At 52.9% G+C, this 25713-nt stretch carries 19 protein-coding genes; 10 read left to right on the top strand and 9 right to left on the bottom strand.

Translation table 11 applies throughout. The annotated features are described in order from the left end of the window. Nucleotides 1–738 precede the first annotated feature (738 nt). Entirely contained in the window at nucleotides 739–1461 is a 723-nt protein-coding gene (locus KTH_RS20640; protein ID WP_137686126.1) for a DUF805 domain-containing protein, read from the top strand. Between the two features lie 107 nt (nucleotides 1462–1568). On the opposite strand, the gene KTH_RS20635 is transcribed toward KTH_RS20640, so the two are convergent. Beyond that, nucleotides 1569–1751 carry a hypothetical protein gene (locus KTH_RS20635; protein WP_111326240.1) on the bottom strand — a complete coding sequence of 61 codons (183 nt, stop codon included), beginning with the start codon at nucleotides 1749–1751 and terminating at the stop codon, nucleotides 1569–1571. A gap of 22 nt (nucleotides 1752–1773) precedes the next feature. Here KTH_RS20635 and KTH_RS20630 point away from each other — a divergent pair, with 22 nt between their 5' ends. Continuing rightward, complete coding sequence (locus tag KTH_RS20630) at nucleotides 1774–2736, top strand: VOC family protein (protein ID WP_111326241.1); 963 nt, start codon at nucleotides 1774–1776, stop codon at nucleotides 2734–2736. A gap of 54 nt (nucleotides 2737–2790) precedes the next feature. Here the strand turns inward: KTH_RS20630 and KTH_RS20625 are convergent, their stop codons facing one another. Both KTH_RS20625 and aroE read right to left on the bottom strand, forming a co-directional pair. Next, a complete protein-coding gene (locus tag KTH_RS20625) occupies nucleotides 2791–3735 on the bottom strand; it encodes a fumarylacetoacetate hydrolase family protein (protein WP_111326242.1) in 945 nt (314 codons plus the stop codon). 76 nt (nucleotides 3736–3811) lie between these two features. After that, entirely contained in the window at nucleotides 3812–4717 is a 906-nt protein-coding gene (gene aroE / locus KTH_RS20620) for a shikimate dehydrogenase (RefSeq protein ID WP_111326243.1), read from the bottom strand. Nucleotides 4718–5015: 298 nt separating this feature from the next. Here aroE and KTH_RS20615 point away from each other — a divergent pair, with 298 nt between their 5' ends. Further along, a complete protein-coding gene (locus tag KTH_RS20615) occupies nucleotides 5016–5804 on the top strand; it encodes an NUDIX hydrolase (RefSeq protein ID WP_497620823.1) in 789 nt (262 codons plus the stop codon). Between the two features lie 17 nt (nucleotides 5805–5821). Further along, nucleotides 5822–6604, top strand: coding sequence for an MBL fold metallo-hydrolase (locus tag KTH_RS20610; protein WP_497620821.1), 783 nt, complete (start codon nucleotides 5822–5824; stop codon nucleotides 6602–6604). A gap of 25 nt (nucleotides 6605–6629) precedes the next feature. Here the strand turns inward: KTH_RS20610 and KTH_RS20605 are convergent, their stop codons facing one another. Beyond that, nucleotides 6630–8321, bottom strand: a complete 1692-nt coding sequence (locus tag KTH_RS20605) for an ABC1 kinase family protein (protein WP_497620818.1) — start codon at nucleotides 8319–8321, stop codon at nucleotides 6630–6632. Between the two features lie 354 nt (nucleotides 8322–8675). Between KTH_RS20605 and KTH_RS20600 the strand changes: the two genes are divergently transcribed. Beyond that, on the top strand, nucleotides 8676–11342 hold the full coding sequence (locus KTH_RS20600) for a M1 family aminopeptidase (RefSeq protein WP_497620815.1): 2667 nt from the start codon (nucleotides 8676–8678) through the stop codon (nucleotides 11340–11342). A gap of 63 nt (nucleotides 11343–11405) precedes the next feature. On the opposite strand, the gene KTH_RS20595 is transcribed toward KTH_RS20600, so the two are convergent. The 5 genes from KTH_RS20595 to KTH_RS20575 all read right to left on the bottom strand — a co-directional run bounded on the left by KTH_RS20595 (nucleotide 11406) and on the right by KTH_RS20575 (nucleotide 16077). Further along, the gene (locus KTH_RS20595) at nucleotides 11406–13370 is read right to left on the bottom strand and encodes an ABC transporter permease (RefSeq protein WP_111326248.1); all 1965 of its coding nucleotides are present in this window, start codon (nucleotides 13368–13370) and stop codon (nucleotides 11406–11408) included. After that, nucleotides 13357–14181, bottom strand: coding sequence for an ABC transporter ATP-binding protein (locus KTH_RS20590; RefSeq protein ID WP_281278939.1), 825 nt, complete (start codon nucleotides 14179–14181; stop codon nucleotides 13357–13359). Before KTH_RS20590 ends, KTH_RS20595 begins: the two co-directional genes overlap by 14 nt. Nucleotides 14182–14298: 117 nt before the next feature. Beyond that, nucleotides 14299–14613, bottom strand: a complete 315-nt coding sequence (locus KTH_RS20585; RefSeq protein WP_111326249.1) for a DUF2752 domain-containing protein — start codon at nucleotides 14611–14613, stop codon at nucleotides 14299–14301. Continuing rightward, nucleotides 14610–14999, bottom strand: coding sequence for a TM2 domain-containing protein (locus tag KTH_RS20580; protein WP_111326255.1), 390 nt, complete (start codon nucleotides 14997–14999; stop codon nucleotides 14610–14612). The genes KTH_RS20585 and KTH_RS20580 overlap by 4 nt, the downstream gene beginning before the upstream one ends. A gap of 451 nt (nucleotides 15000–15450) precedes the next feature. Beyond that, nucleotides 15451–16077, bottom strand: coding sequence for a PadR family transcriptional regulator (locus tag KTH_RS20575; protein WP_111326250.1), 627 nt, complete (start codon nucleotides 16075–16077; stop codon nucleotides 15451–15453). 461 nt (nucleotides 16078–16538) lie between these two features. Between KTH_RS20575 and KTH_RS20570 the strand changes: the two genes are divergently transcribed. The 5 genes from KTH_RS20570 to KTH_RS20550 all read left to right on the top strand — a co-directional run bounded on the left by KTH_RS20570 (nucleotide 16539) and on the right by KTH_RS20550 (nucleotide 25396). Further along, complete coding sequence (locus KTH_RS20570; RefSeq protein WP_497620810.1) at nucleotides 16539–18212, top strand: double zinc ribbon and FHA domain-containing protein; 1674 nt, start codon at nucleotides 16539–16541, stop codon at nucleotides 18210–18212. Between the two features lie 414 nt (nucleotides 18213–18626). Continuing rightward, entirely contained in the window at nucleotides 18627–19415 is a 789-nt protein-coding gene (locus tag KTH_RS20565; RefSeq protein ID WP_497620808.1) for a class I SAM-dependent methyltransferase, read from the top strand. Between the two features lie 213 nt (nucleotides 19416–19628). After that, a complete protein-coding gene (locus KTH_RS20560; protein ID WP_497620806.1) occupies nucleotides 19629–21215 on the top strand; it encodes a glycoside hydrolase family 10-like protein in 1587 nt (528 codons plus the stop codon). Between the two features lie 258 nt (nucleotides 21216–21473). Beyond that, nucleotides 21474–22055 (top strand): hypothetical protein, encoded by a 582-nt coding sequence (locus KTH_RS20555; protein WP_497620805.1) that lies wholly within the window; start codon nucleotides 21474–21476, stop codon nucleotides 22053–22055. Between the two features lie 617 nt (nucleotides 22056–22672). Then, nucleotides 22673–25396 carry a valine--tRNA ligase gene (locus KTH_RS20550; RefSeq protein ID WP_497620803.1) on the top strand — a complete coding sequence of 908 codons (2724 nt, stop codon included), beginning with the start codon at nucleotides 22673–22675 and terminating at the stop codon, nucleotides 25394–25396. Nucleotides 25397–25713: the final 317 nt, after the last annotated feature.

Genomic DNA, 25713 nt, shown 5'->3' with positions numbered 1-25713 from the left:
CACATTAAAGAGATTGACTTCTATCTTTTCTATCGTGTTTTAAATAGAGATATTATCTCATAATGATATCGTTATAGCTAAATAATCTACAGAAAAGGTTAAGAAGTCTGCTCGTACGTATATCTATTCTTAACTGATTCTTCATGTATTCATAACCTGAAAGAGAAAAGACGATGTTACAATACTATTGACGGAGCTTCCAGACGATATGGAGGCGAGTTTGACAAATCACGATATCTGGACATTCAAGCATCAGGCTCTTTTGTCGGTGCTGTGTGAAGGTGGAAAGGAGGGAGAGACGACAACAAGAGAGATGGCCCGGTGTTAATGAAGTGCCGGTGTGGAGATATGGTGGTGTGGTTGTGGTGGTTATTGTATCCTCGTGGTGGTTGTGGTGAAAAGATCATTCCACTGAAAAAGGCTTTGGCTTTCTGGCGTTCGGTTTGTGTGGGGTGGAGTATGCAGGTGTTGAGACGCTGGAAAGGGGAAAAGCAGTGCGATCCCTCAAGGGTGGTTGTGTGGGAGTAGTGAGGAAAAAGTATGAGGGGGGAATGATTGAGTGTAGAGGCGAGAAAAAGGATACAATACATGTGAGGAAGAGATGTTCCCTGGGGATACATTGTTATCCGACAGCGTGAAACATGCTCGACTACACCGGCGTCTGAAATTGCCGGATGCACTCCGGCACTTCATTGACATGGCCGGGTAATCTGCCTGAAAAGATATGTGGTGAGTAGTGTGAGTAGGGTAGAACGGAGACATAAAGAGAGAAGATGGCATCAGCATTCGTCTCTATTCATACCGCAATCCGCCTGTGGTATCAGTAGAGCCGTCTGGCCACCTGAAGTACGGCGCAGTGTTCCGATCAGTCGGAGCGCCATTAAACGCCGAAAAAAAGGACAGAGCCATGAAGCGGGCGCGACGGGGCATGGGGTGCGCTTGCGCCGCTCACGGTTCTGGCGCTCTTTCTTACTCCTTTTTTATTGCTTGGTTATTGTGGCTGTGATTGTGACCGGTGTGTTGCTGACAATATTTGTGCTCAGTCCCTGGGTGATGTTGTTACTGCTTGCTATCGCGTGGGCTATGACAGCGGCGGTAACGGTCTGGCTTTTGTTTTTGGAGATTCGTGCCTCGCTTCGCTATAAAAAGCTGAAAAAGGCAAAGCTGCGCGAGCAAGAGCAACCGCATGACCAACAGCAGACACAAACACAGGATCGTTCCGCGCCCGAAACCCCGGTTCCTGCCATTCCCTCAACCCCTCTGGTACGTGTGCTGGAAACAATCGATCTCTCCTCGACCAATGTAGAGCATTTCCTTGAGCATGACCCCTCACAGGAAGCCGAGAACTCTTTACCTGTTACTCAGACTGATGATACGGAAGAGAACGATGATTCAGGTGAAGTAGTCGAAGAGAAAAAGAACGGGGAGGAAAAGGGAGAGAATCGTGAGAAGAAGATATGACCTTCGGGTAAATTCATTGACCCTCTTTCTTCTGGCTAGGTATGATACCTGTTGGTATAGTGGGAGTATTCTGTCAGTTTCTGGAACATGCTGAACGCATTGGTGCATCACAAGCGGGATGTTCCGGGCTGCGAGATACAGAATGCAGGCGGTTCGGTTGTGAGCCGCTGAAAACCAGGGAGACAGGTGTTGTTACTTAGCCAGCGAGAGATGTGGCCTGCCGGGAGAATATGACCGCGCCCGCGAACAAGCAGATGTGCAAGGAAACAGGTAGGGAGCACCTGCCCCATCTCTGGCTGAAGGAGGGGTGCTGTGAGTGATCAGCAAATACAGAAGGTGAAAGTCAAGCGTCTGGTTCATGTTGGACTCTGGGTTGCGGACGTTCCCGCACAGGCGCGTTTCTATCACCAGATACTTGGCCTGAATTTGCGCCTTGATACCGCCGATACGAATGATGGGCTGGATGATAACGAGAGCAGCCTTTTTCTTACGTTAGATGAGACCACGCATTGTCTGGGCCTCTTTGAGGATACTCGCCCGGTGATCCAGAAGGGACGTAAGCCTGTACAGTATAGTCCACTGCATCACCTGGCCTTTGGTGTTGATACTGATGCCGAACTGGCCGCTCTGGCCGCTCGGCTGCAAATGGCCGGAGTAGAGCTTTCTTTTGAACCTCGCGATGGTGATCCCGATCAGGGAGATACGCTCTGGTTCCATGATCCTGATGGAAACCGGGTCGAGATTCTGGTGACCGCGAACGAGCTGTTGACACCTCCACATGCGACCCGCAAGGCGCACCTGTTGCGGCGTCCTCTGGCGTTACAGCATGTGGCTTTGCAGACGGAGCGCCTTGAAGAGATGGTTGAGTTCTATACAGAAGCGCTCGGCTTCGATATCTCGGATTGGCTGCTGCGTGAGTGTGCGTGGTTGCGCTGTGACAGTAATCACCACTCGCTGGTACTGCTTCAGGGCAAGACTGGCATCGATCACGTCGGATATGCTATTGCGAATGGGACGGAGCTTTTGCACTGGGCTGATCATCTCAGTCAGCAGCAGGTGCCCATTCTCTGGGGGCCGGGTCGACATGGTGCCGGAGAAGACCTCTTCGTGCGTTTTGCTGATGTTGAGGGTATTCAGGTGGAGCTCTCGGCCGAATTGCAGCAATATCATGACCGTGATGTGACAATTCCGCCGCGCCTGTGGCATACGCGTTCAGCAGCCTGGAATCTCTGGGGCATATTACCGCCCTGGATGCGCGAAGAAACACCAGTATAAAGCAGGAAAGCAGAAAGGGAAACAGCGCCTTTCTGCTCTCTTTTTTTGCGGGTGTTATTTCCCGGCTTCGACAATGCGATTGCGCAGGGTACCAATTTGCTCAACTTCGGATTCAACAACATCGCCGGGCTTCAGGAATTCAGGAGGCTTGCGCGAGAAGCCAACGCCGCTCGGGGTGCCGGTCGCAATGATGTCTCCGGGCTCAAGCGTCATACCCTTTGAGAGGATTGCGATTGATCGGGCAATTGAGAAGATCATCATGCCTGTATTGCCGTCTTGCTTGGTCACACCGTTGACGCGCAAACGAATGCCAAGGTTCTGAGGATCGGGAATTTCGTCGGCGGTTACAATACAGGGACCCATCGGGCAGGTTCCGTCCAGACTCTTGCCTTTGAAGAACTGCTTGTGGTTTGATTGAAGATCGCGAGCTGTCATGTCGTTCAAAACGGTGTAGCCGAAGACATAGGAAAGCGCCTCTTCTTCTGAAATATTCTTGCCACGTTTGCCTATAATGACGCCTAGCTCAACCTCCCAATCCAGTTCGGTGGAGACGCTCGGGTCAATCTCGACGGTGCCAAACGGGCTGTTGACGCTGGTTGTTGCCTTAGTAAAGAATACCGGGATCTGAGGGATCTCCCCTTTATGCTCGCGGACGCCCGCCGTCTCCTTTGCGTGCTCGCTATAGTTGACGGCAAGGCATATCACGTTTTTACGTGGGCGGGGAATCGGGGCTGCCAGCTCGACTTCTGAGAGAGCGTGAACTGCGCCAATATCGGTGTATGTCTTGACCTCAGAGAAGCGGCGCTTTCCGGCCTTCTCTAGAAGGGCATCCAGTGCGGGGCGATAGTGCTCATAGTTGTCAATGAGATCGAGCATCTGGTCAGGGACGTCCTGCTTGAGAGCGCGACCCGCCAGGTCAACGTCAAGTACCTCATCATCACGGAGCAACCCCAGGTGAGGAGTTGGTAACTGCGAGGTGGAGAATGTGACGAAACGCATGGGTTCACTCCTTAACATTCAAGATAGAAGTACCTCATTGTACAACAAAGCAGGCAGTGTATGGCGCGAGCCAGCGTTAGATTTGCAGTGCCGTGCGCATGACATCCAGCGGGGCAGGCCGGTTGAACCAGAGCTCGAACGAGAGCGCTCCCTGATGGAGCAGCATCGGCAGACCATTTGCCGCGCGAAGCCCCATAGTACGCGCCTGAAGCAGCAGGTGGGTTTGAATCGGGTTATAGATCATATCGAAGACAAAGGTATCTGCTTCAAAGCGAGAAAGTACCTCTATTGGTAATGGGCTGACATCTCCATGCATGCCAACGGATGTCGCGTTGATGATGATTGATGACGAGTGAGAGATCAGGAACGCTGGATCATTCAGGCTAAACACCGGCCCATCATACACCTTCTGGATGTCCGCAGCGAGGTGCTGAGCGCGTTCCAGGCTGCGATTGAGGATAATAAGGCGCTGGACGCCGGCTCCTGCCAGCGCGAAGGCTGCCGCCCGGGCCGCTCCCCCTGCTCCAAGCAAAACCGCAGTATAGCCTGTCAATGCAATGGAGCCATCGGTGCTCTGCTCACCGATTCCATTTTCATAGAGGGCCATGAGCAGGCCATAGGCATCAGTATTGTAGCCATGCAGATAGTCGTCACGATGCACAATGGTGTTCACTGCGCCGATACGTTCCGCCAGTGGGTCTACCTTGTCAAGCAACGGAAGCACGGCTTCCTTATGCGGGATGGTAACGTTCGCTCCAATACAGTGCTTTTGACAGAGCGAGCGAATGCGATCAATCAATTGCTCGGCTGGAGTGCGCCAGAGGTCATAGCGGGCGGGGATTCCCAGAGCATCCAGTGCGGCTTGCTGGAAGCGAGGCGAGTAGGAATGTGCGACGGGGTCGCCAATTAAGCCCACGCGTAGATATGGTGTCACGCGGGATGGTACGTTGTTATTATACGTAGATAGCTGACTGGTTGGCATAGACATGCTCTCAAATAGCCATAGTAATAGGCCCTGGAGTAATTCTCCTGGTTGCAAGCCGTTTGTTTGACGTTTTGCCCACCTCTGAACCGAAGCGAGCGCCTCTCTTCAGTATAACAGAGAGAAAGGGAGAAAAGAACCATTCTCTTATCATGATACCATAAAGCCTCGGCTTTTTTGGTGACAAGGTGTGGTGCGTGCATATGGTACTATATAGAGTGAAACGCATCTGGATGACCTTGCGTTGTCAGGTGCTCTTGCTGTATTGCTCTGAAAAAAAGACGGGAGAAGGAATGGTATGGCGATACAACCGCGGCTGGCTGCAACGGTGATGTTGTTGCGCGATGGAGCGCCCGGGCGTGAGGGAATAGAGGTCTATATGGTGCGGCGAGTGGTGCAGAGCGAGTTTATGCCCGATATCTATGTGTTCCCTGGTGGGTCTGCCTCCGCAGACGATCGAGCGCTTGAGCAACAGGCGCCGCTCACGGTAGAGCTAGAGGGCGCTGACCCGGAGGGACGCACTGCCCTGGGAAGTGGGGTCAGGGCCGCGGCTATCCGTGAGCTTTTTGAGGAAGGAAACGTCCTTCTGGCATATCGTGGCACCGATGTGCTGGCGATTCCACAGGAAGATGTTGAGCGCTTTGCGAGCTATCGGCAGCAATTAAACGAGCGTGCCGTCAGCTTGCGTACTATTCTTGAGCAGGAAGGGTTGCAGCCCGCCTTCGATCAGCTTGCCTATTTCGCGCACTGGATTACCCCGGAACAGCTTCCACGGCGCTTCGACACTCATTTCTTTCTTGCAGCAGCTCCGGCACAGCAGGAAGCGCTCTATGATCGTCTGGAAACCAGCGAGGGTCTCTGGATTGAACCGGTGGTCGCGTTGGAACGCTTTGAGGCGGGAACCTTCCCGATTGCCTTCCCGACCTTCCATCAGCTTCGGGATCTCTCGGCATTTCGCACTGTGCGGGAGGCCGTGGAGGCGACCAGGACGCGCTATGTGCCAACACATCAACCATGCTGGCTGGAACAAGAAGGCGGGCCGTTTGTCTATTTACCAGAAACGCCGGATTTCCTCTGGAAGCTCTAAGAGAGGACAAACAACCTATGGAACTGTATACAGTGCTGCTTGCACCGAATGCTTCGATGATGACAGGACCGGGAACTAATACGCTTGTTCTGGGAGAGCCTGCAAGTGGCGCCCTGGTGATTGATCCTGCCGACGCCAACCCTCAGCACCTCGATGCGATTCAGCAAGCGGCTGAGGAGCGTGGCGGCGTCGCTCGGATTCTGTTGACGCATAGTCATCCCGACCATATCGGGGGGGCGGTTGAGCTGCGCGAGCGAACCGGAGCCGCTCTTTATGGCTTTCGTCGTGAGACGATGCCCTTTCTCGACCATGAAATTGCTGACGGGACGACCTTCTCCACTGGAAGCGATACGCTCCGGGCGCTCTATACACCGGGTCATTGTGCCGATCATCTCTGTTTCTATCTCGAAAAGGGGCGCGTGCTCTTTGCTGGAGACGTAGTGGCGGGTGTTGGCACCGTCGTGATTGAAGATCTTTTTGAATATATGGAGACGTTGCATCGCCTGCAAGCGCTGGATATGAACGAGATGGTGCCGTCTCATGGGCCGGTGATTCAGAACGCACAGGCAAAGCTTGCGGAATATATTGCCCATCGTATGGAACGTGAACAGCAGATTATCGCCGCGCTTGATCAGGGGGAGGCGACGGTAATGGAACTGGTTCGGCGAGTCTATACGGACGTTCGCGAGAGCCTGTACCCGGTCGCGGCGTTCTCTGTCTCGGCCCACCTGAAAAAGCTTGAGCGGGAGCAGCGTGCGATCTGCCAGGACGATCGCTGGCGGTTAAAGGGGAGGGAATAGCAGTGCCTCCCCTTTGTTATAGGTGTTACCGCCTGAGCAACAGGCCAAGCACACTGAGCGTTGCCAGCCCGAAGCAGAACCAGCCCGCAAGGCCCTGGTGTAAGGAATGCAGATAGATCCCTGAGCCAAGCGAAGAGCCAAAGACAAGGAGCCAGGTGAGAGCGCTCGAAGCGCTGCCTTCGCTGATTGTTATCTGCCCGTTACGTCGCTTGCGCTTACCGTTACCGGTAAAGTTGTTGACCTTTACTTCGACCTGCCCGGACTCGATCTGGCTGATAAGACGTTCCAGTGAGCCCGGAAGTGTGAGCAGGAGCTTTCCCGTGTTGAGCACTTCACGGAAGAGATCCTGTGATGCTTGCGCGATGCCTTTGCTATCCCATTGCAGGAACTTGCGCGCATAGGGAAGAGCGACATCAAAGAAGTTGAATTCTGGAGCCAGCCCGGTTGCAACACCAACCAGTGTCCCGACTGCCCGGCCGCTGAACGCGAACTGGGCCGGGATCTGAAATGGTTGCCCGTAGAGCAGGCTTTCAAGATCGCTGGCAAGTTGGCTGAAATCGATATTGCTGACCTCACCGAGCGTCATACCGTAATACTGATCGAGCAGAATGGTGATGCCGCGCTCAAGCGTTGTCAGATTGGCTCCCTTGCCGATAAAGCCCAGTTTGAAGAGCGCCTCAACGATATCGTGAGCGTTGCGCATGACCAGAGCAATGAAGAGATCCCGCAAAGTCTTCTTCATATAGCTGGTCAGAGTGCCAACCATGCCAAAGTCAACGAGGGCGATGACCGGATCATCGACCGGTGAGCCTTTTTTGACAAAGATATTGCCGGGATGCGGATCAGCATGAAAGAAGCCGACTTCAAAGAATTGATAGAAATAGGCTCGTACTGTCCGGTTCGCGACCTCCAGCCGATCGAAGCCCGCTGCTTCTAGCGCGGCGTAATCGTTTAATTTGATGCCATCGATCCACTCGATCACAAGCACATGATGGGACACATACTCGTCGTACACGCGCGGAATAGAGATGGTGGGATCGTCTTTGAACATCTCCTGAAAGCGCTTGATATTGGCGGCTTCCGTCACATAGTCGATCTCCTCAAAGACGGTCCGACGGAACTCGCGAAAGAGTCCAACCAGATCGACAAAATCTGGATTCACAAAGCGGTTGACCACCCAGATCACAAAGCGTATCGTGCTGAGATCCATGCTGACAAGCTGATGTATATGAGGGCGCTGGATCTTCACGGCTACCGTTTCCCCGGTTGAGGCGAGCACGGCTTTATGGACTTGTCCGAGCGAGGCGGCCGCGGTACATTTTCGTTCCAGCACACTGAAAATCTCTTCGACAGGCTTGCCAAGCTCTGTTTCAAGGACGGCAACCACATGCTCGAACGGGGCCGGGGGCACCTCGTCCTGAAGGTCGGCAAGCACTTTCAGGGCATCCTCGGGGAGCATATCGGCGCGTGAACTGAGGAACTGCCCGAGCTTAATCATCAGAACCCCCAGTTGGATAGCCGTATCGCGGAAGGCCTCCAGCACCTTGATGAGTACTTCGCTATTTGGTTTCGCATCATAATCGCCACGCTCTCTTGCTCGAATCACGCGCTGGCGCTCCCGATAAATGACCCATATCGTCCAGAGGAGCAGACGCGAAACCCGATAGAAACGCACGATCTGAGCAAACCTGTTGATGTGCGGTGTTTTTGCCCGCATACAGACGCCTTTCGTTCCCTGTTACAATGACTCCGTTTCTCTAATAGTAGTACGGCCACGCAAGGGATCGGTTCAAGGACCCGCTTCTCTGGCTATGTCCCTTGCCGGAAGGGGAGGTGCTGGCGCGGAGCCAGTCAGCGACGCTCGTTTACACATGCTATAATAAAGCACATAGAGAGAATGGAGGGACTTGATAGAAGGGCTCACGGGGAGAACGCTCAGAAGGGGGCTTGTGCTTCATGTTCTATGCCTGGTAGCGAGAAGGGGTGAGGGAGAGGGTATTCCCCGGTCTACAGCGTCAATGTGGAAAACTAGAAACAGAGGTGATTTATTTTGGCTCATTGTTGTAATCGTGTGCATTCTCTTGGGGATGGGTACAGCCTGTTTGCCTGGCAGGAGCCTGTTGGAACAGGACCCGCCCCGACTGCCCGTTCGTTTGCTCTGCCTGGTGCCGAGGTGCAATTCCCGCCTGATCGTCCAGCCGACGTGAAGCACGTCAAACTTGATATCAGTCTGGATTTCGATCAGGAGACGGTCAGTGGTACCGCCTATACCACCTTTTCCGCTCTCTTTGAAGAGGTAACCAGCGTCACGTTTGATGCGATTGAGCTTCATATTGATGAAGTCACACTTGTTGGTGGCGGAAAACTGGCGTACAGCGTCGGAGAAAAGCAACTTGTTGTCACGCTGGATCGCGTCTATCAGCATGGTGAAGAGTTTACTGTTGCGATTTCCTACCATGCCCGCCCCCGTATCGGATTGAATTTTGTCAAACCTGCTCCCGAAGAACCCGGGCGCTTTACCCATTGTTATAGTTTCCATCAGCCCCAGTACGCCGCTTACTGGTTCCCCTGTCATAACTGCCCCAACGATCGTGCGACCACCGAGATTCTGGTCACGGCTCCGGCCCAGTATATTGCCATCGCGAACGGCAACCTGCTGGAAGTCAAAGACAATGGCGCAACAAAGACACATCATTGGCTGCATTCCGTGCCTCATGCGTCCTACCTGCTCTCGCTGGTTGTTGGTGACTTCGCTGTCGTCGAAGATACCTTCCAGGGCATGCCTGTGACCTATTATGTGCGTAAAGATCGCGTTGAGGATGCCCGCCTGCTGATGGGCAAGACGCCAGAGATGATCCGCTTTTTCTCCGAGTTTATCGGCGTCGATTACCCCTATGATAACTACAAGCAGACAGTCGTGGAGTTGTATACCGGCGCAATGGAGCATACAACCACTACTACGCATTCTTTCTCGTTGCTGCTGGATCAGCGTGCCGCGCTTGATATGCAGCCGGGCTATGAGGCGGTGGTTGCTCATGAGCTGGCGCACCAGTGGTTTGGTGATCTGGTCACCTGCCGTGACTGGTCGAATACCTGGCTGAATGAGGGCTTTGCCAGCTATTTTGATCAGCTCTGGGGTGAGCATGATCTTGGCAAGGATTATTTCAAATACTCCATGCACCAGGAAATGAAGTCCTACCAGAACGAGGACAAGCACTATCGCCGCCCGATTGTCTACAATGTCTGGAGCAATGAAGGATGGGAGATGTTCGATGCCCACACCTATAAAAAGGGTGAGTGGGTCCTGCACATGCTCCGGCATCAGCTTGGCGAAAAGGCGTTCCGTCGTGCGATTAACTACTATCTTCAGCGCAACCGCACCCGCGAGGTCGTGACGGCCGATCTTCAGCGTGCGCTTGAGGAATCGACCGGGCGCAGTCTGGAGCAGTTCTTCCAGCAGTGGGTGTATCATGGTGGCTACCCTGAGTTCGAGGTACAGTATAACTGGGATCGGGCGCAGAAACTGGCGAAGGTTGTGGTCAAGCAGACACAGAAGATCGACGATCTGACCCCCTGCTTCGCGGTGCCGGTTGAGCTGGCCTTTACTATCCCTGCCTCTGATGAGGCGGCAAAAGACCCCAACACCACCGATACAAGGACGCTCACGTTGCGCGTTGTCGTAGGCGAAGGTGGTCAGACCGAGCAGGCCTTCTTCTTCCCGCTTGAGCGTGAGCCGCTGATGGTGCGCTTCGATCCTGATGGCTGGGTTCTTAAGACTTTGCAGTTCCGCCTCCCAACGAACATGCTGTGCTATCAGCTTGCGCATGATCCTGATGTGCTTGGTCGCATTGAGGCTATCGAGGCGCTGGCAGAGCGCAGCGAGCCCGAGGCGTTGAAGGCGCTGGAAACCGCTCTATTGCAAGACTCGTTCTATGGCGTGCGAGCGGAGGCGGCCGCCGCTATTGGCAAGCAAGGCACCGATCAGGCACAGGATATTCTGATTCGCGCCTTGCAGGAGCTTGACCCGCATCAGCAGCCACAGGCCCGCGCCGCCATTGCGACGGCTCTGGGCGAATTTCAGGCTCCGGTGCGCAAAGAGCAGGCAGAGCGCTCTGCACAGGTCTTGAAGGCGCTGCTGGAGAAGGGCGATCCTAGCTATCGAGTTGAGTCCAGTGTGGCGGCGGCGCTCGGTAAGACACGCGTTGAGGGCAGCGTTGACGCGCTCTACTCGGTGCTTGATCGCTCTTCCTGGCTCTATATCGTGCATAGCGGCATCTTTACCGGTATGGGTGCCTCCGGTGATGAACGTGTTGTCGACACCCTGTGCCAGTACCTCGGCGACAAAACAAACTATGTCACGCTGCGTCGCTATGCTGCGGCAGGACTGGGCACTGTGGGTAGCAATAAGCTCCTCTACAGCGAGGAGGTGCGACAACGGGCGGTCACGGCACTCTGTCAGGCTGTTGAGCATGATAGTTGGGCTCCGACCCGGACAACGGCTGCCAGGGCCCTGCTTGCTTTCGGCGAGAAGCGGGCTATTCCTGTGCTTGAGCGGGCCGCTGAAAAAGATCTGGACGAGAGCGTCAAACGGGTTTCGCTTTCTGTGGCCGTTGCGCTCAAGTCGGCTGATGGAAGCGAAGAGCAACTTAAGCAGCTGCGCAAAGACCTTGAGGAGATCCGCGAGGAGAATCGTAAGTTGCGTGAGCGGCTTTCGGCTCTGGATGCCCGTCTCTCCTAGTTTTCGAGATAAAACAAAAGCTGTCCCTGCTGCGACTGGCGGGGACAGCTTCTTTTTTGGGGGTTATGCCACTGTACTGATCTTGAGACGACGAATATAGTTGTACAGCGCTACCCCATAGTAGAGAGCGAAACAGGCCGCATAGATCAGGCTGGCAATCAGTAGCGTTGTCCAGGTGATCCGGGCTGCAAAATCGGTTGCCAGGAAGAGGTGTAGCATATCCAGTGTCGCTACACTGCTATGCACAATGGCGATCAGAACCGGGATAAAGAAGAGGACCAGGAACTCAATGCCGATAATCCGTATACCCTCTCGTTTCTGCATACCGATTCGTGAGAGCGCATGGAACTGCCGTCGATCCTCCTCCTGCTGCGTGAACAGCTTAAAGTAGAGCGAACTTCCCGCAGCGATCAGGAAGAGACCGCTGACAATACAACCCGCAACAAGAATGATGTTGATTAATCCGTTCATTAGCGGCAGAGATTCATCGCTGTCAAGCCAGTACGTGCTTTCTTTCTCTGCTGCTTTTTTCGCAATGAGCCCATACAGATCAAGAGTATCTGGTACCTGCTGTAAATGGTAGCTCTGAATGCGGTACTGCTGTTGGATGGTACTGATCTTTTGAAGCTTCTGAAAGAGGTCGGTATTGACCACGAGAATGCTTGTAGGTATCGTTTCCCCATTGAAACCCGGGTTATTGAGCACGCGGTGCTCTCCCCGCTCAAAATGAAGTATGTGCTTCTGTGACCCGAATTGAAGCGTGAGAGTCTCCCCCTCTGTGGTGATGCCTCTGTTCCCTGTTGTGATCGCAAAAGGTACTGCATCCAGCAAATAGGCCTGATCCGGGGTGAGGGACGCAGGGATCTGCCCGGTGTTGTCCAGTCCCGAGGTATAACGGAACGCCATGTCACGGAGCTGCTGATAGGCGTCCTGGGAGACGATCTGTGCCTCTTCCCCGTTCACAGTGCCGGTCAGAAATAGTGTGACCTTCTGGTCCGTCACGGTGAGCCCTTCTTTTTTGAGGGTCTCCACAATCTGGTCAGGCGTGAGACGGAGCGGGTGTTCCATACTCTCCTTGATTTGCAAGCTGAAAGGATACGACTGTTCCAGGCTGATCCGTACAGACTGAAGGAAACCATAGACAGCGCCCATCGCAGACAGAACGGATGCATTCAAAATGGTGACAATTGCCAGGATACGGGCATAGTCGCGCAGGCGATGCGAGAGCCGCGAGACTATCAGCAGCTTGACGCCGCTTAGCGCCCGACGACGCAGGATGCCCAGCAGCCCGACCAGCAGTTCACTGTACAGAAAGAAGGTTCCTACAATTGCCAGGATGACAATCGGGAAGGCATTGTACAGAAACTGTACGCTAAAGGCGATGGCCATAATATAGGCACCTGCCAGACAGGCAAGGCCCAGAAGTACCTTGACCAGCGAGATTTTCGGCGGTATCTGGCGAACTCGCGCTCCCAGAAGCAAAATCCGTGGCGTGCGCCGCTGAACCCGCCAGGATGTGATTGCCGCTTCCAGCAGGAAGACAATGCCAAAAAAGATCACGGTGATTGTGAGCGGGATTGGCGAGAAAGCGAACGAAAGCGTGTTTGGTAAGCCCACTACCAGACCGATAAGCGCGAAAAAGAGTGGCGAAAGGATCAGCCCCGCAAGCGAGCCGAGCAGAATCGCGGCAATACCGATACAGATACTCTCAAGAAACACCATACGCCCGATTTGACCCGGTGTCATACCAAGCGTCATAAGCAGGCCAAATTCTTTGTTTCGTTCACGAATCAGCGTCGCGTGAAAGTAGAAAATGAAGAAGGCCGCAAACCAGGCGACGATAAAGACGCAGAGCCCGAGAACAACCGCGACCAGTTGAAGCTGTGCCAGGCGAGTTGCGTTCGGGTGGAAGAGAAAGCTAAAGAACAGGACAAAGACCATCACGGCCAGGGTGCTTGCTGTCAGGTAGCCCAGATAGCGGCGCATGGTCCTCCTGATGTTTTTCAGGATAATGCTACGCCACTCCATGTGAGCCCTCCAATTGGGCCAGCAGGTTCAAAATCTGCTGGAAGAATGCCTGTTGATCAGCACTGCGTTGCAGCTCGCTATGCACCTGGCCATCTTTGATGCTGACAACGCGGCGACTATAGCTTGCTGACAGGGGATCATGCGTCACCATCAGAATGGTTGTGCCGATCGTCTGATTTAAGCGCTGAAACAGTTCGAGCAGGGCCCGGGAAGATGCTGAGTCCAGGTTTCCGGTTGGCTCGTCTGCAAGGAGCAAGCTCGGATTATGGACGACGGCACGTGCGACGGCGGCCCGTTGTTGCTGGCCCCCTGAGACCTCGTAGGGATAGCGATTGAGATATTCGTTGATACCCAGAAAGCTCATGACCTTCAGAACGGCGGGGCGGATCTCTTGATTCTTTTTACCGTCGAGGCTGAGCGGCAGGGCTATATTTTCACCAAGTGTCAGCGTATCCAGCAGATTAAAATCCTGAAAGACAAAACCGAGATTGCGACGCCGAAACAGGGCCAGATCATTTTGACGCATGGACGCCATATTCTGTCCTTGAACCCAGATCTCTCCAGAGGAGGCTGTGTCCAGGCCTGCAAGTAGATTGAGCAGGGTGCTTTTTCCGCTGCCGGAAGGCCCCATGATGCTGACAAAATCGCCGCGTTCGACCGTCAGATTCAGACCCTTCAATGCGGTTGCCTGAACGCCTGTGCGCGCGTTGCCGTAGACTTTTGTGAGGTTGCGTACCTGTAAGACTGCATTCTGAGGCGCTGCGTGCATCTGTCCATGTGGTGCGGCCTGTGTCAGGTGGAATGGCTGCATACGTTGTTTCTCCCTCCATTGAGAAAAAGACTGGCTTTACTGGAGGTATTGTAGGGAGAAAATGTCGTAAGCGTATCGTGTATTTGTCTCAGAACTGTCGCATCCTCGGGGGATGCGCTATCTCCGATAGAGATGGCGCACAAAGTCAGACCATGCGTGTTGAAATCCCTTCCCCCAGACGAGGAGCAGGAGGGGGAACACAAACACGACTCGCTTATTGTAATGCCATGCCTTGCGAAACTCGCCATGTATGGTGCACGAGACCGCCCGTGTCATACCACAGCCGGGACAGGTGCGGTGCAGCAGGAGACGTGAGAGGCAGGGGATCGGGTGCGCTTCGAGCCATGACGAGGGAATCAGCCAGAAGAGCAGTGGCAGGAGAAGGTAGCCGACTACCTTCCCCGTGGCTCTTGAAGGGATTGTGTGCTTCATGATCTTCTCAGCGGCATGCCGTTCACATCGTTAAAGCTGCCTGTGATAATCATGATGAGATCGACCAGTGCCCAGATGCCACAACCGCCCGCGGTAAAGAGCATCAATAGACCGGTTCCGATTTTTCCGACATAGAAACGGTGCACGCCGAACGGTCCCAGGAAGATACAGAGAAGCAGAGTTACCAGCCAATCTTTTTGTTCATAACCGGGGATCCCGATTGGTTGTCCGTAAATGGGTTGCTGCTGATACCCTGGCTGTTGATAGCCAGGCTGTTGATAGCCAGGTTGCTGGTAACCGGGTTGTTGATAGCCAGGTTGCTGGTAGCCCTGTTGATAACCGCCCTGTTGCTGATATTCGGGGTTGGAATATGGTGGTTGATTCATGCCCATTGTTGAATTTGCCCTTCCTTCTCAAAAGTGAGAAAAACATGGTTGCGTAGCGTATACAGGCATTTCTTTTCCTCATTATAAGGGAGAGCCTGTGCATTGTCTGTGATTCCCCTCACAGGGTAAAGGACCGACTACGCTATCGTCAAACAGAATAGACAGTACTAGCCAGAATGTAATAATATTCTCGGCACGAATACTTGTCATACTTCTCTATACGTATTCGTATCGAGGGAGTGATATCGGTCAAAGAAGGTGGTCAGTATGGCCTTTTTTCCTGTTGAGAAAAAGCTTGCCTCATTCTTTATGAACGTAGTGATTGCGCGGCAGTAAAAGCAGAACTGAGCCTGTGCTGTCTTTCCCGGCCCTGGAAGGCTGGAATAGTGTGCTCAAGAGAACCTATCGGACAAAAGCAGCACTGCGCGTATCAAGATATGGCAGGGCAATACTATTCTCCTCGCGAACGCGCTTCAAGGCGTGCAATAGCGCGTTCTGTGACCTCTAAGCCCGCCTTCAGGACAGCCTCTTTATACTCGCGTACCAGCATCTGATATTCAAGGAGGCGAGGGCGACGGCTTGGACGATCCGCATAGTGCTGGCGGACCTGTTCCATATGCACAAGCTGTTGACGTAGACTATCCCGATGCTGTTGTAAGTGAAACAGGGCGGTTTCGTCATCGGTCTCCCCACAGAAGAAGAGCTTGGTGAGAAACTCATCCTTTGTATAGCGCTCCGGGACCGCTTCTTGCAGCCAGTGTGCAAGTTCTTGTTGTCCAGCCTCTGTCAGTCGATAGACCTTGCGGTTCGGACGCGACGTCTGGACGATCACTTCGGCCTCAACAAGCCCGTCATCGCTCAGGCTCTTGAGTGTCGTATAGATCTGGCTGTTGCCCGCGTTCCAGTAACTGGCAATGGCACGGTCAAATGCCTGCTTGATATCATAGCCGCTCATGGGATGGGCCCAGAGCAGGCCGAGAATAATATGGCGGAGCCGATTGCGTGATGAGGGCGCGTGGCTGTTCTGACTTTCCTGCATATCAATCTCTGCTTCTGATGGGTTAAGATGCTCGCGCATAGGCTCTTCCCTGTTCTCTATTGGGTTGTAGCGCGCTTCTTGCGTTCATATATTATAGCATGCTGGTGTATTGCCTGTGTGAATCGAGATGAAGCAGGTATGGTATACTGTCAAAAGATAAAGACTCCTTTTGTGACAGTCAAAACCCCTGTGAGAAATCGGATATCATTTGACACAACTCTTATGAGAGAAAAGCGTAGATATTAAAAGGCAAGCAATGCTTATCTAAGATAGCCTGGGGAAAGAGAGAAACGAAGGGCGATACGGCTCTATCATAGGAATACCGAAAGCATGGGCCGAATCAGTAGCAGCTCCACGAATGGTACCGCAAGCAGGAATAGATGTCAGCAATCCATCCGTGCCTTATATCTCTTGTACCCGGTAATCCTATGAGCGAAGAATGTATGATAACAGGTAGTATTATTGGGAAAAGCTGTAGAGCTACGTTGGAGGTCTAGTGAATGGACGCCCGTTTTTATCAGTCCGAAGAGATAGACATTGAGCGACTGGCGAATGATCTTGTGAGTGCCTATAGAGCTCAAGGGTATCAGGCCCAGCAGATCGGGAACAATGATCAGATGCTGGTGCAGTTGAAGAGGGGAGGCGACTTTGAAGCCCTTGTTGGTATGCAGGCCGCACTTTCTTTGACTCTACAGCGTACATCCGGTGGCGTCCTGGCAATGATCGGACAGCAGCGCTGGGTGGATAAAGCTGCCGTCGGTGCTGTGGGTATTCTGGCCATGCCTGTGCTCTGGCCGTTGGCGCTAACCGCTGGCGTGGGTGCTTTGCGCCAGGCAAGTCTGGGTAATCAGGTATTGAATATGGTCGATGGGCTGGTACGCCAGCAGCGCCCGGGTATTATACCGGGTCCCGTTCCTCAGTTCTTGCTGCCGCAGGTACAACAACAATGGACCTCGCCGCAGCAGCAACAGCAGACACCATATTATATCCCTGCGCCGCGTATTGATGTGCCGCCAGAGCAGCAGCCTCAATCCTGGCCCGCTCCGATGCCTGTGGCTGGTGGTCCGCTGCGGTGTCAGCATTGTAATACACCGTATGAGAAGGGGGACACGTTCTGTTCCGGTTGTGGTCGCTCATTGACACCGCCGAAGCTGTATTGTCCGCGCTGTAACACAGAATTGAAGCAGGGAGCGGCTTTCTGTCCCAAATGTGGTGCATCGACGTTTGATACTGTTGCCAAACAGGCTGCTTCTCAGACGCCATTGCCTCCCCCGTCGGCGCCCTCTCCCCGCGTGACCTACACGCCGCCCGAGGAGCCAGCCTATACGCCGCCAACGTATCGGCCACCTGAGACACCGGTGTATACGCCGCCGCCTGCGCCTTCGCAGCCTCCGGTTTACCGGCCTATTGTGGAATCAACTATCGTGCCGCCCACTCCGCCAGAGCGGCCACCTGAGCCACAGTATGTCCCGCCGAAGACGCAGAACCCGGCAGTACAGCCACAACCAAAAATCACCTATGTTCCGGGTGGTGAGAAGAAAGAGCCTCAGCAGGCTCCTCAACAGCCAGAAGTGCCGTATTATGTGCCCAAAAATCAGCAAGCACCGGCTGCCGCTTCTCAGCCGACGGTCTCCTATGTGCCGGGTAGTGGACAGAAAGACACGGCGTCTGCCCCTGAACAGAAGAAAGAGGAAGTGTATTATACACCTCCTCCACATCTGCAACAGCAGATAGAGCAGGCCCGGCAGGATCAGAAGAATAAGCCCAGAATTGTTGAACCGGCGCAGAAACCGGCTCCGCCCAAACAGTCGCTGAAAGCGCGCCCTGCCGCATCTGAAGGGTCTTCCGCCAACACTGTCTGGGGAAAGCTGACCTTTAGCGATGGGTCTGAGGTTCAGTTACAGGGTGAGCGTGCTGTTGTCGGACGCTATGATCATGATCTCGGTGGTATCCGGCCAGAAGTTGATCTTGGCTTAAAGGATGGCGCTGATACGGTGTCACGCATTCATGCTGCAATCGAGCATATCGGTAGCACCTACACGGTAACCGATCTGAACAGCACCAACTCGACCAAGCTCAATGGTACAAAGCTGGAACCGGATAAAGCGACGCCTATCAAGGATGGTGATACCCTCTCCTTTGGGAAGGTCACATGTACCTTTAAACGCGCATAAACAGAGCAGACAGGTGAGGGCGATCCAGTCGATCGCCCTTCCTTTTTGTCCGGCGTGAGGTCATTTGCTTTCTTGAACTGATGTATGGTATACTGACAAGCACTTGAACGAATACTATTCCAGAAGGAGTATGTTTACGCATGGGTATCGTGCTGTACAGGCTGCGGGTAAGATAATCCGCTGTGACTGGGCCTGTACGAATTGTCTTCCAAACCTTCTCTTTTTGAGAAGCACGTTCTTGTATCTCCTTTTTCTTTTCCACCTGTGAGAAAGGTAGAGCTGCCCGACAGCGGATGTCTGCTGTTTGGAGGGAGCTCCTGGCCTTTTTTCTTACTCTCAGCCTCTTCTTCAAATAGCACCTGTCTGGCTTGTAGGCGCGTTTGCCTCTCATGCTCCTGAATGAAGGAGAGACCAATGACAGAGAGACAATCACCTTCGAGACGCTCTACAGTTCGCACTAGTTGGGACCCTCTGGCCGAGTGGTATGATGGCTGGTCTGGCAAGGATGGTAGTCTGCATCATCGCAAGCTGGCGATTCCCACAACACTGGAACTGCTTGATCCACAGATGAACGAGCGTATCCTTGATATTGGCGCTGGCCTGGGTGCGCTGGCCCCTCATGTGGCCGCTCGCCTTGCGCAGTATGTCGGCGTGGATGTTAGCGTCCGTATGGTACAGAAAGCGCGGAAGTATCACGGTCATGTCGGGACGTTTCTTCAGGGAGATGCTCGCCACTTGCATCGTGTGCCAGGAATACAGTCTGCCTCATTTGAGGGAGCGGTTTTCCTCCTGAGCATTCAAGATATGAATCCGCTTGCCGATGTGTTGCGTTCGGCTGCCTGGGCTTTACGTGGCGGGGGAAGGCTGATCATTTTGATGATCCATCCCTGCTTTCGAGTTCCTCGTCAGAGTGGTTGGGGCTGGCAGGAAGAGCGAGCCCTGCAATATCGGCGGGTAGATCGCTATCTGACGCCGCTTGCCGTGCCTCTCAAGGAGTATCCGGGCAAGGCGCAGGGAAGCAGCCGCAGTTTCCATCGTCCCCTGCATGAGTATGTGAATGGCCTGGCTGATAGTGGCTTTGTGCTTGACCGCATGGAAGAAATCATTTCCTCTCTGGCGGCGAGCGGCGCGAAATCAAAGGCTGAAGCGCGTGCTCATCAGGAAATACCGCTTTTTCTGGCCTTGCGAGCGCGTAAACTCTAGTCTTGGGGTGCCCTTGTTTCTTTCTGGAAACAGGGGCACAGCATTTACATACTTTTCTATGGATTTCTACAGGTTGGAGTATATTTCTGGTATCAGGAAATAAAGAAAAAGAGGAAAACCATTTTTCCCTCTTTAGTGTGATATAATAAGGAAACCTGTTCAGCTTTTGCATGTGAGTTGGAAGAAAAGAGGGAAAGCCTTATGCGTTTTACAATGCCCGGAACAAGGGTCATTACTCGTATCGGGGCGCTATTATGTATTGCGAGTGTCTTTGTGACGCTACCTGACGTATCCGGAGTGCATGGAGCCTCCGCGGCACAGCAGCCTGTTTTCCCAAAACGTCAGCTTCGCGCCGCCTGGATAGCGACCGTTACGAATATTGATTGGCCCTCAAAGACCGGTCTGTCCATTGCTGCACAGAAACAGGAGTTTATCGGGCTGCTGGAAACCTTGCAGAAGATGAATTTTAATGCTGTTGTGGTCCAGATTAAGCCAACCGCCGATGCTTTCTATCCATCTCAGTACGGCCCCTGGTCTGAATATCTGACCGGCGTACAGGGAAAGGACCCCGGCTATAACCCGCTGGCTTTTATGCTTGAAGAAGCCCACAAACGGAATTTTGAATTCCATGCCTGGTTTAACCCCTATCGCATCAGCATGCAGGATGATATGAACAGGCTTGCGCCCGATCATCCGGCGCGAAAACATAAAGACTGGGTGATTGCGTATGGTGGGAAGCTCTATTATAATCCGGGAGAGCCAGCAGCGCGAGACTTTATCGAGCAAAGTGTGCTCGAAGTTGTGAAGAACTATGACATTGATGCTGTCCACATGGACGACTACTTCTACCCCTACCCTGTTGATGGGCAGGATTTTCCCGATGATGCCACCTACAAGAAATATGGCGCGGGCAAATTTGCCAATAAAGCCGACTGGCGACGCGATAATGTCAACCGCCTGGTTCAGGAACTCTCACAGAAGATCAAACACGAGAAGCAGTACGTAAAATTCGGGATCAGTCCCTTTGGGGTCTGGCGCAATAAGTCGGATGATCCAACCGGTTCGGATACCAGAGCCGGAACGACCAATTATGATACTCTCTATGCGGATACGCGCCTCTGGATCAAGCAAGGGTGGCTTGATTATATTACGCCTCAGATCTACTGGAATATCGGCTTTGAGGTCGCTGATTATGCGAAACTGGTCGATTGGTGGAACAAGGAGGTACAGGGAAGCCGTACGCAGCTCTATACCGGGCAGGCCGCGTATAAAATTGGAACCGATTCACCGCCTGACTGGAAAGATCCGGAAGAGATTCCTGATCAGCTTCGTCTGAACCTGCGCTATAAAAATGTCCAGGGAAGCATGTTCTTCAGTATGAAAGATCTTCAGGAGAATCGCCTGAAAATCCGAGACAAACTGGCACAGGAGCTCTACAAGTACCCTGCGCTCATTCCTACCATGCCCTGGATTGATAAACTCCCCCCGACACCGGTTGAACTGGTGAGTGCTCGCGCGACCGAACAGGGCGTAGAACTCCACTGGATGGATCTCTCTTGTAATGATGCGACCTCCTTTGCGATCTATCGCTTTGAGGGAAACGAGAAACCAGGAGCTGCCGATTTCGCCAATGCCAGTAACCTCCTGACGCTCGTGCGCAATCAACAGGGAGATATTTCGCGCACCTTTGTTGACAAGACAGCCCAGCATGGCAAGACCTATACCTACTTTGTGACGGCGCTTGATCGCCTGCACAATGAAAGTGATCCCGGCAAAGGTCGCACCGTGAAGCTGCCATAAACGAAGCAACCTCCATGTCTGCTTGAGCTTCCTGCTTGAGCAGGCTTTTTCCTTTTTATTGATGTTCGCTGTGATCTATTTTAAATCATGCTTAAAAATATATAGGTGTATTTACAGATATTCATATATGTGATACTATACAGGTCGCTATCAATTTTAGGGGGGTTAAGGAAAAATAGAGGGATAGCAAAAATACGTACCTTTACAACCTGAGATTCTCTTTATTGAGTTGCTTGAATAAAAGCGACTGGAGTGTTTATGAAGGTCTGGATCGTAAGCACCAAAAACTTCAAGGGTAAAACCTGCATCCACGGGATTACAGAGGAAGGCAAAAATGTTCGTCTTTTGGATGAAAATGGTATGTACCCCCTACCCGATAGGCATAGTTATGTCCCCGGGGAGATCTATGAAATGCTTTTGCGTGATCCTGTGGACGGAGGAGATCCATTTTGGGAAAATAAATGTGTGGTTTCCCAGAAATGGAGTGGATATGAGTGCAACCTTCGTCAATTCTTATTGAATAGGGTAAAGATTGAGCGAGGAGGTCTCGATACACTGTTTGGAGGGTGTTTGCGTCGTAGTGAGGCTGTAAATACTCCATATATCCCTCATGGAGAAGGCAGGAGATACAAAAGTATGCTGTATTGGATGGTAGATATACCATTATACAAAAAGGAGAATCCTGATAAAAAGGAGTTTTATCCAGGTTTGACTAGCTATGTTTATAAAGAACCCTGGGGCGAAGATGTGTGGTTCTTGGATGCTCCTTCCTATACATCTGGTACATCTGGATTTTCGGCCCCCCTGAGGAGCTTCCCAAAGGGACCTTACTGCATTTGAGCTTTTGTCCGCTATGGAAAGCCCCTTCTCATTCTACATATAGAAATTATATATACTCCTGGGAGAGACCTGCCGATTTTGAGAGATGGTATGTTTGTATAACCAACTGGTTCCTTGAACAGCCTTCGGTGTCCCGGGATGATTTTGTATCAGTGATGGTGTTCTAGTATAAAGAAGTATAGTATAGAGAAGCACGAATGAGCTGATAGAGCGGGTGGAAGGAGACGTAATTGCTGCATAAGTTGAAGTAGCTTGACATTCTTCTTTCCACTCGCTAGACTAAAGAAACAACTGAAGAAAACACTTTCTGGCGTCGATCAGGAGGAGTAGGGATAACGCCTGTTCAGAGAGGGAAAATCAAGGGCTGTGAGTTTTCCCCGGTTTTACTGTTATGCCGAAGGTCGCCTGTGAGCCTGGGAAGCACCTGTAGAGGGAATTCCCGCGGTGTGCTCGTTATCGCACAAATGAGGGTCAGCCTTCTCAAGAGAAGTGTTTGACCGAAGTAAGGTGGTACCACGAGCGTCCTTTCTCGTCCTTGACGAAGAAGGACTTTTTTTATTGGTCAAAGATATTCCAAAGAACTTCTTTTTCTTTTTATCCATTATTCTGGAGGGTTCATGGCTGAGCAGGAGAATACAGCAATTATACAGGCCTCGTCGGCTGCTGAGTTGCCAAAGGCCTATGAGCCGCAAGCGGTCGAGGGCAAATGGTATCGTTTCTGGGAAGAGGGTGGGTATTTTAAGCCTCGTCCCAGGCCGTCTGGAAAGCCGTTTGTCATCAGCATGCCGCCACCCAATGTGACCGGCGCCTTGCATTTGGGCCATGCGATTACGGCTACAATAGAAGATATTCTGATTCGCTATCACCGCATGCGGGGAGATGACACGCTCTGGGTTCCCGGTGAGGATCATGCGGGCATTGCCACTCAGACCGTGGTGGAGCGCCAGCTTGCGAAAGAGGGCACAGACCGCCATCAGCTTGGACGCGAAGCGTTTATTGAGCGTGTCTGGCAGTGGGTGCATCAGTACAAACATCGCATTCAGGACCAGCATCGTCGCCTGGGGGCTTCCTGTGATTGGTCGCGCGAGCGCTTCACATTGGACGAAGGGCTTTCTAAAGCGGTGCGCGAGGTCTTTGTGACGCTCTATAACGAAGGCTTGATCTATCGTGGTGAGCGTATCATTAACTGGTGTCCTCGCTGTATGAGTGCCCTATCTGATCTGGAAGTGAACCATGTTGATACACCGGGCAAGCTGACCTATGTGCGCTATCCTCTCAAGCCGATTGAGGGCGAGATCGAGACGCGCTATATCAGCGTGGCAACAACGCGTCCTGAAACAATCCTCGGTGATACCGGTATTGCGGTCAATCCGAAGGACGAGCGCTATAAGGATCTGGTGGGTCGGGTCGCCATTCTGCCGATTATTGGTCGTGAGATCCTGATTGTGGCCGATGAGGCGGTTGATCCGAGCTTTGGTACCGGTGCGGTAAAAGTGACGCCCGCGCATGACCCGACTGACTTTGAGATCGGAATGCGGCATAATTTACCCGCGATTCAGGTGATTGGCTTTGACGCAATGATGACTGAGGAGGCCGGGCCATACGCGGGACAGGATCGCTATGAGGCGCGTAAGCATCTGGTGGCCGACCTTGAACAGCAAGGCTATGTCGTCAAGATCGAAGATTATACTATTCCTATCGGTCACTGTCAGCGCTGTGATACGGTGGTTGAGCCGTTGATCTCGAAACAGTGGTTCGTGAAGATGAAACCGCTGGCAACGCCTGCTATTGGTGCGGTGAAGGCGGGCCTGCTGCGCATTGTGCCTGAGCGCTTCAACAAGACCTACATGGACTGGCTGGAAAATATCCACGACTGGTGTATCTCGCGTCAGTTGTGGTGGGGGCATCGTATCCCGGTCTGGTATTGTGATACCTGCGGTCAGATGACTGTCAGCCGGGAGGACCCAACTGAGTGCGCTCACTGCGGAAGTGACCAGATTCATCAGGATGAAGATGTGCTCGATACGTGGTTCAGCTCATGGCTCTGGCCGTTCAGCACGCTTGGCTGGCCTGATATCACGCCCGACTTGCAGCGCTTCTACCCGACGTCGGTGCTGGAGACGGGATACGACATTCTCTTCTTCTGGGTAGCGCGTATGGTCATGGCCGGTATTCACTTCCTGGGCGTGATCCCCTTCAACACCATCTACCTGCATGGGTTGGTGCGTGACGCGAAGGGTGAGAAGATGAGCAAATCAAAGAATAATGTTGTTGACCCGCTGGAAGTCATGGATAAGTTCGGCACGGATGCGCTGCGCTTCACTCTGGCAACCAGTAGCACCCCGGGCAATGACATGAAGCTCATCGAGGAACGCATTATCGGGAATCGCAACTTTGCGAACAAGATCTGGAACGCATCGCGCTTTGTGTTGATGACCACTGCCGAGATCGGCGGCGGCATTCCCGATATTGCCGATTTGCAGCCTCAAACGCTGGCTGATCGCTGGATTCTGAGCCGCTTTACCGAGTTGACGCGCTCTGTGAGCCGCCTGATAAATGACTTTCAGCTTGGTGAGGCTGGCCGCCAGATCAACGATTTCTTCTGGTCCGACTATTGTGACTGGTATGTAGAGATTGCAAAAGTGCAGATGCAGGGTGATGAGGCAGCACGGAAGAATACCGCTGCCATTTTGCGCGCGGTGCTGGATCAGAGCCTGCGCCTGCTTCATCCCTATATGCCATTTGTGACTGAAGAAGTCTGGCAGCATCTCTATCGTCTGACTGAGCCTGATCAGTCGCTCTGGCCTTCGTCTGCGTTGATCGTGGCTCCCTGGCCACAGGTGCATCAGCGGTTTGTGGATGAGGCTGCTGAGCAGGATTTCAGCCTGCTTCAGGAAGTGATCACGCGCATTCGTGATGCACGAAACCAGATGAATGTGGAGCCTGCACGCCGTATTCCGGTGATTATGGCGGTGGGCGATAAGCTCACGATGTTTGAGGAGCAGGTTCCATTGATCGAGTTCCTGGCCCGCACGCAGAAGCCAGAACTGCATTTTGCGCTTTCGCAGAAGATTGAGCAGGCTATGGGGCTGCTGGCTGGGAACGTCGAGATCTATCTGCCGCTTGCCGGTATGGTGGATATCGCGAAAGAGCTTGAGCGTCTTGAGAAGGAGATTGCTCAGGCCAAACAGGAGGTTTCGCGTGTTCAGGGCAAGCTGTCCAATCAGAACTTTGTGACGAAAGCCAAGCCCGAAGTTGTAGCGAAGGAGCGCGAGAAGCTGGCCGCCGCCGAAGAGCGTGTGAGCAAGCTGCTTGAGCGCCATGCACAGCTTGCAGGCTAAGACGAACGAAGAGGAAGGCTCTCTCTTGCCTCATGCGGGTGAGGGAGGGCTTTTTTACAGGCTTGACTTTTTGAATGGCAGCAACTATACTCAAAACAGTTTACATTACCTCTCACTAGAAAGGACTGGCCTTTTTGATGCAAGTCCGCTTTTTCAGGAGCACTGAGAGCCGTTAAGGCGCAGGCAAAGACAATCAAGAACATACAATCGAGAAGCTGGGGCACAACTCGAATTAGTGCCTGACCCCGCTCTATGTGCGGATCTCGTTGTATACTCATAAAAAGACAAACGGAATAGTTTGCTTTTTGTGGCGCTTC

This window comes from Thermosporothrix sp. COM3, assembly GCF_059696735.1.
Note: the sequence above shows the minus strand (reverse complement) of the source record. Positions and strands in the feature narration are given on the sequence as shown.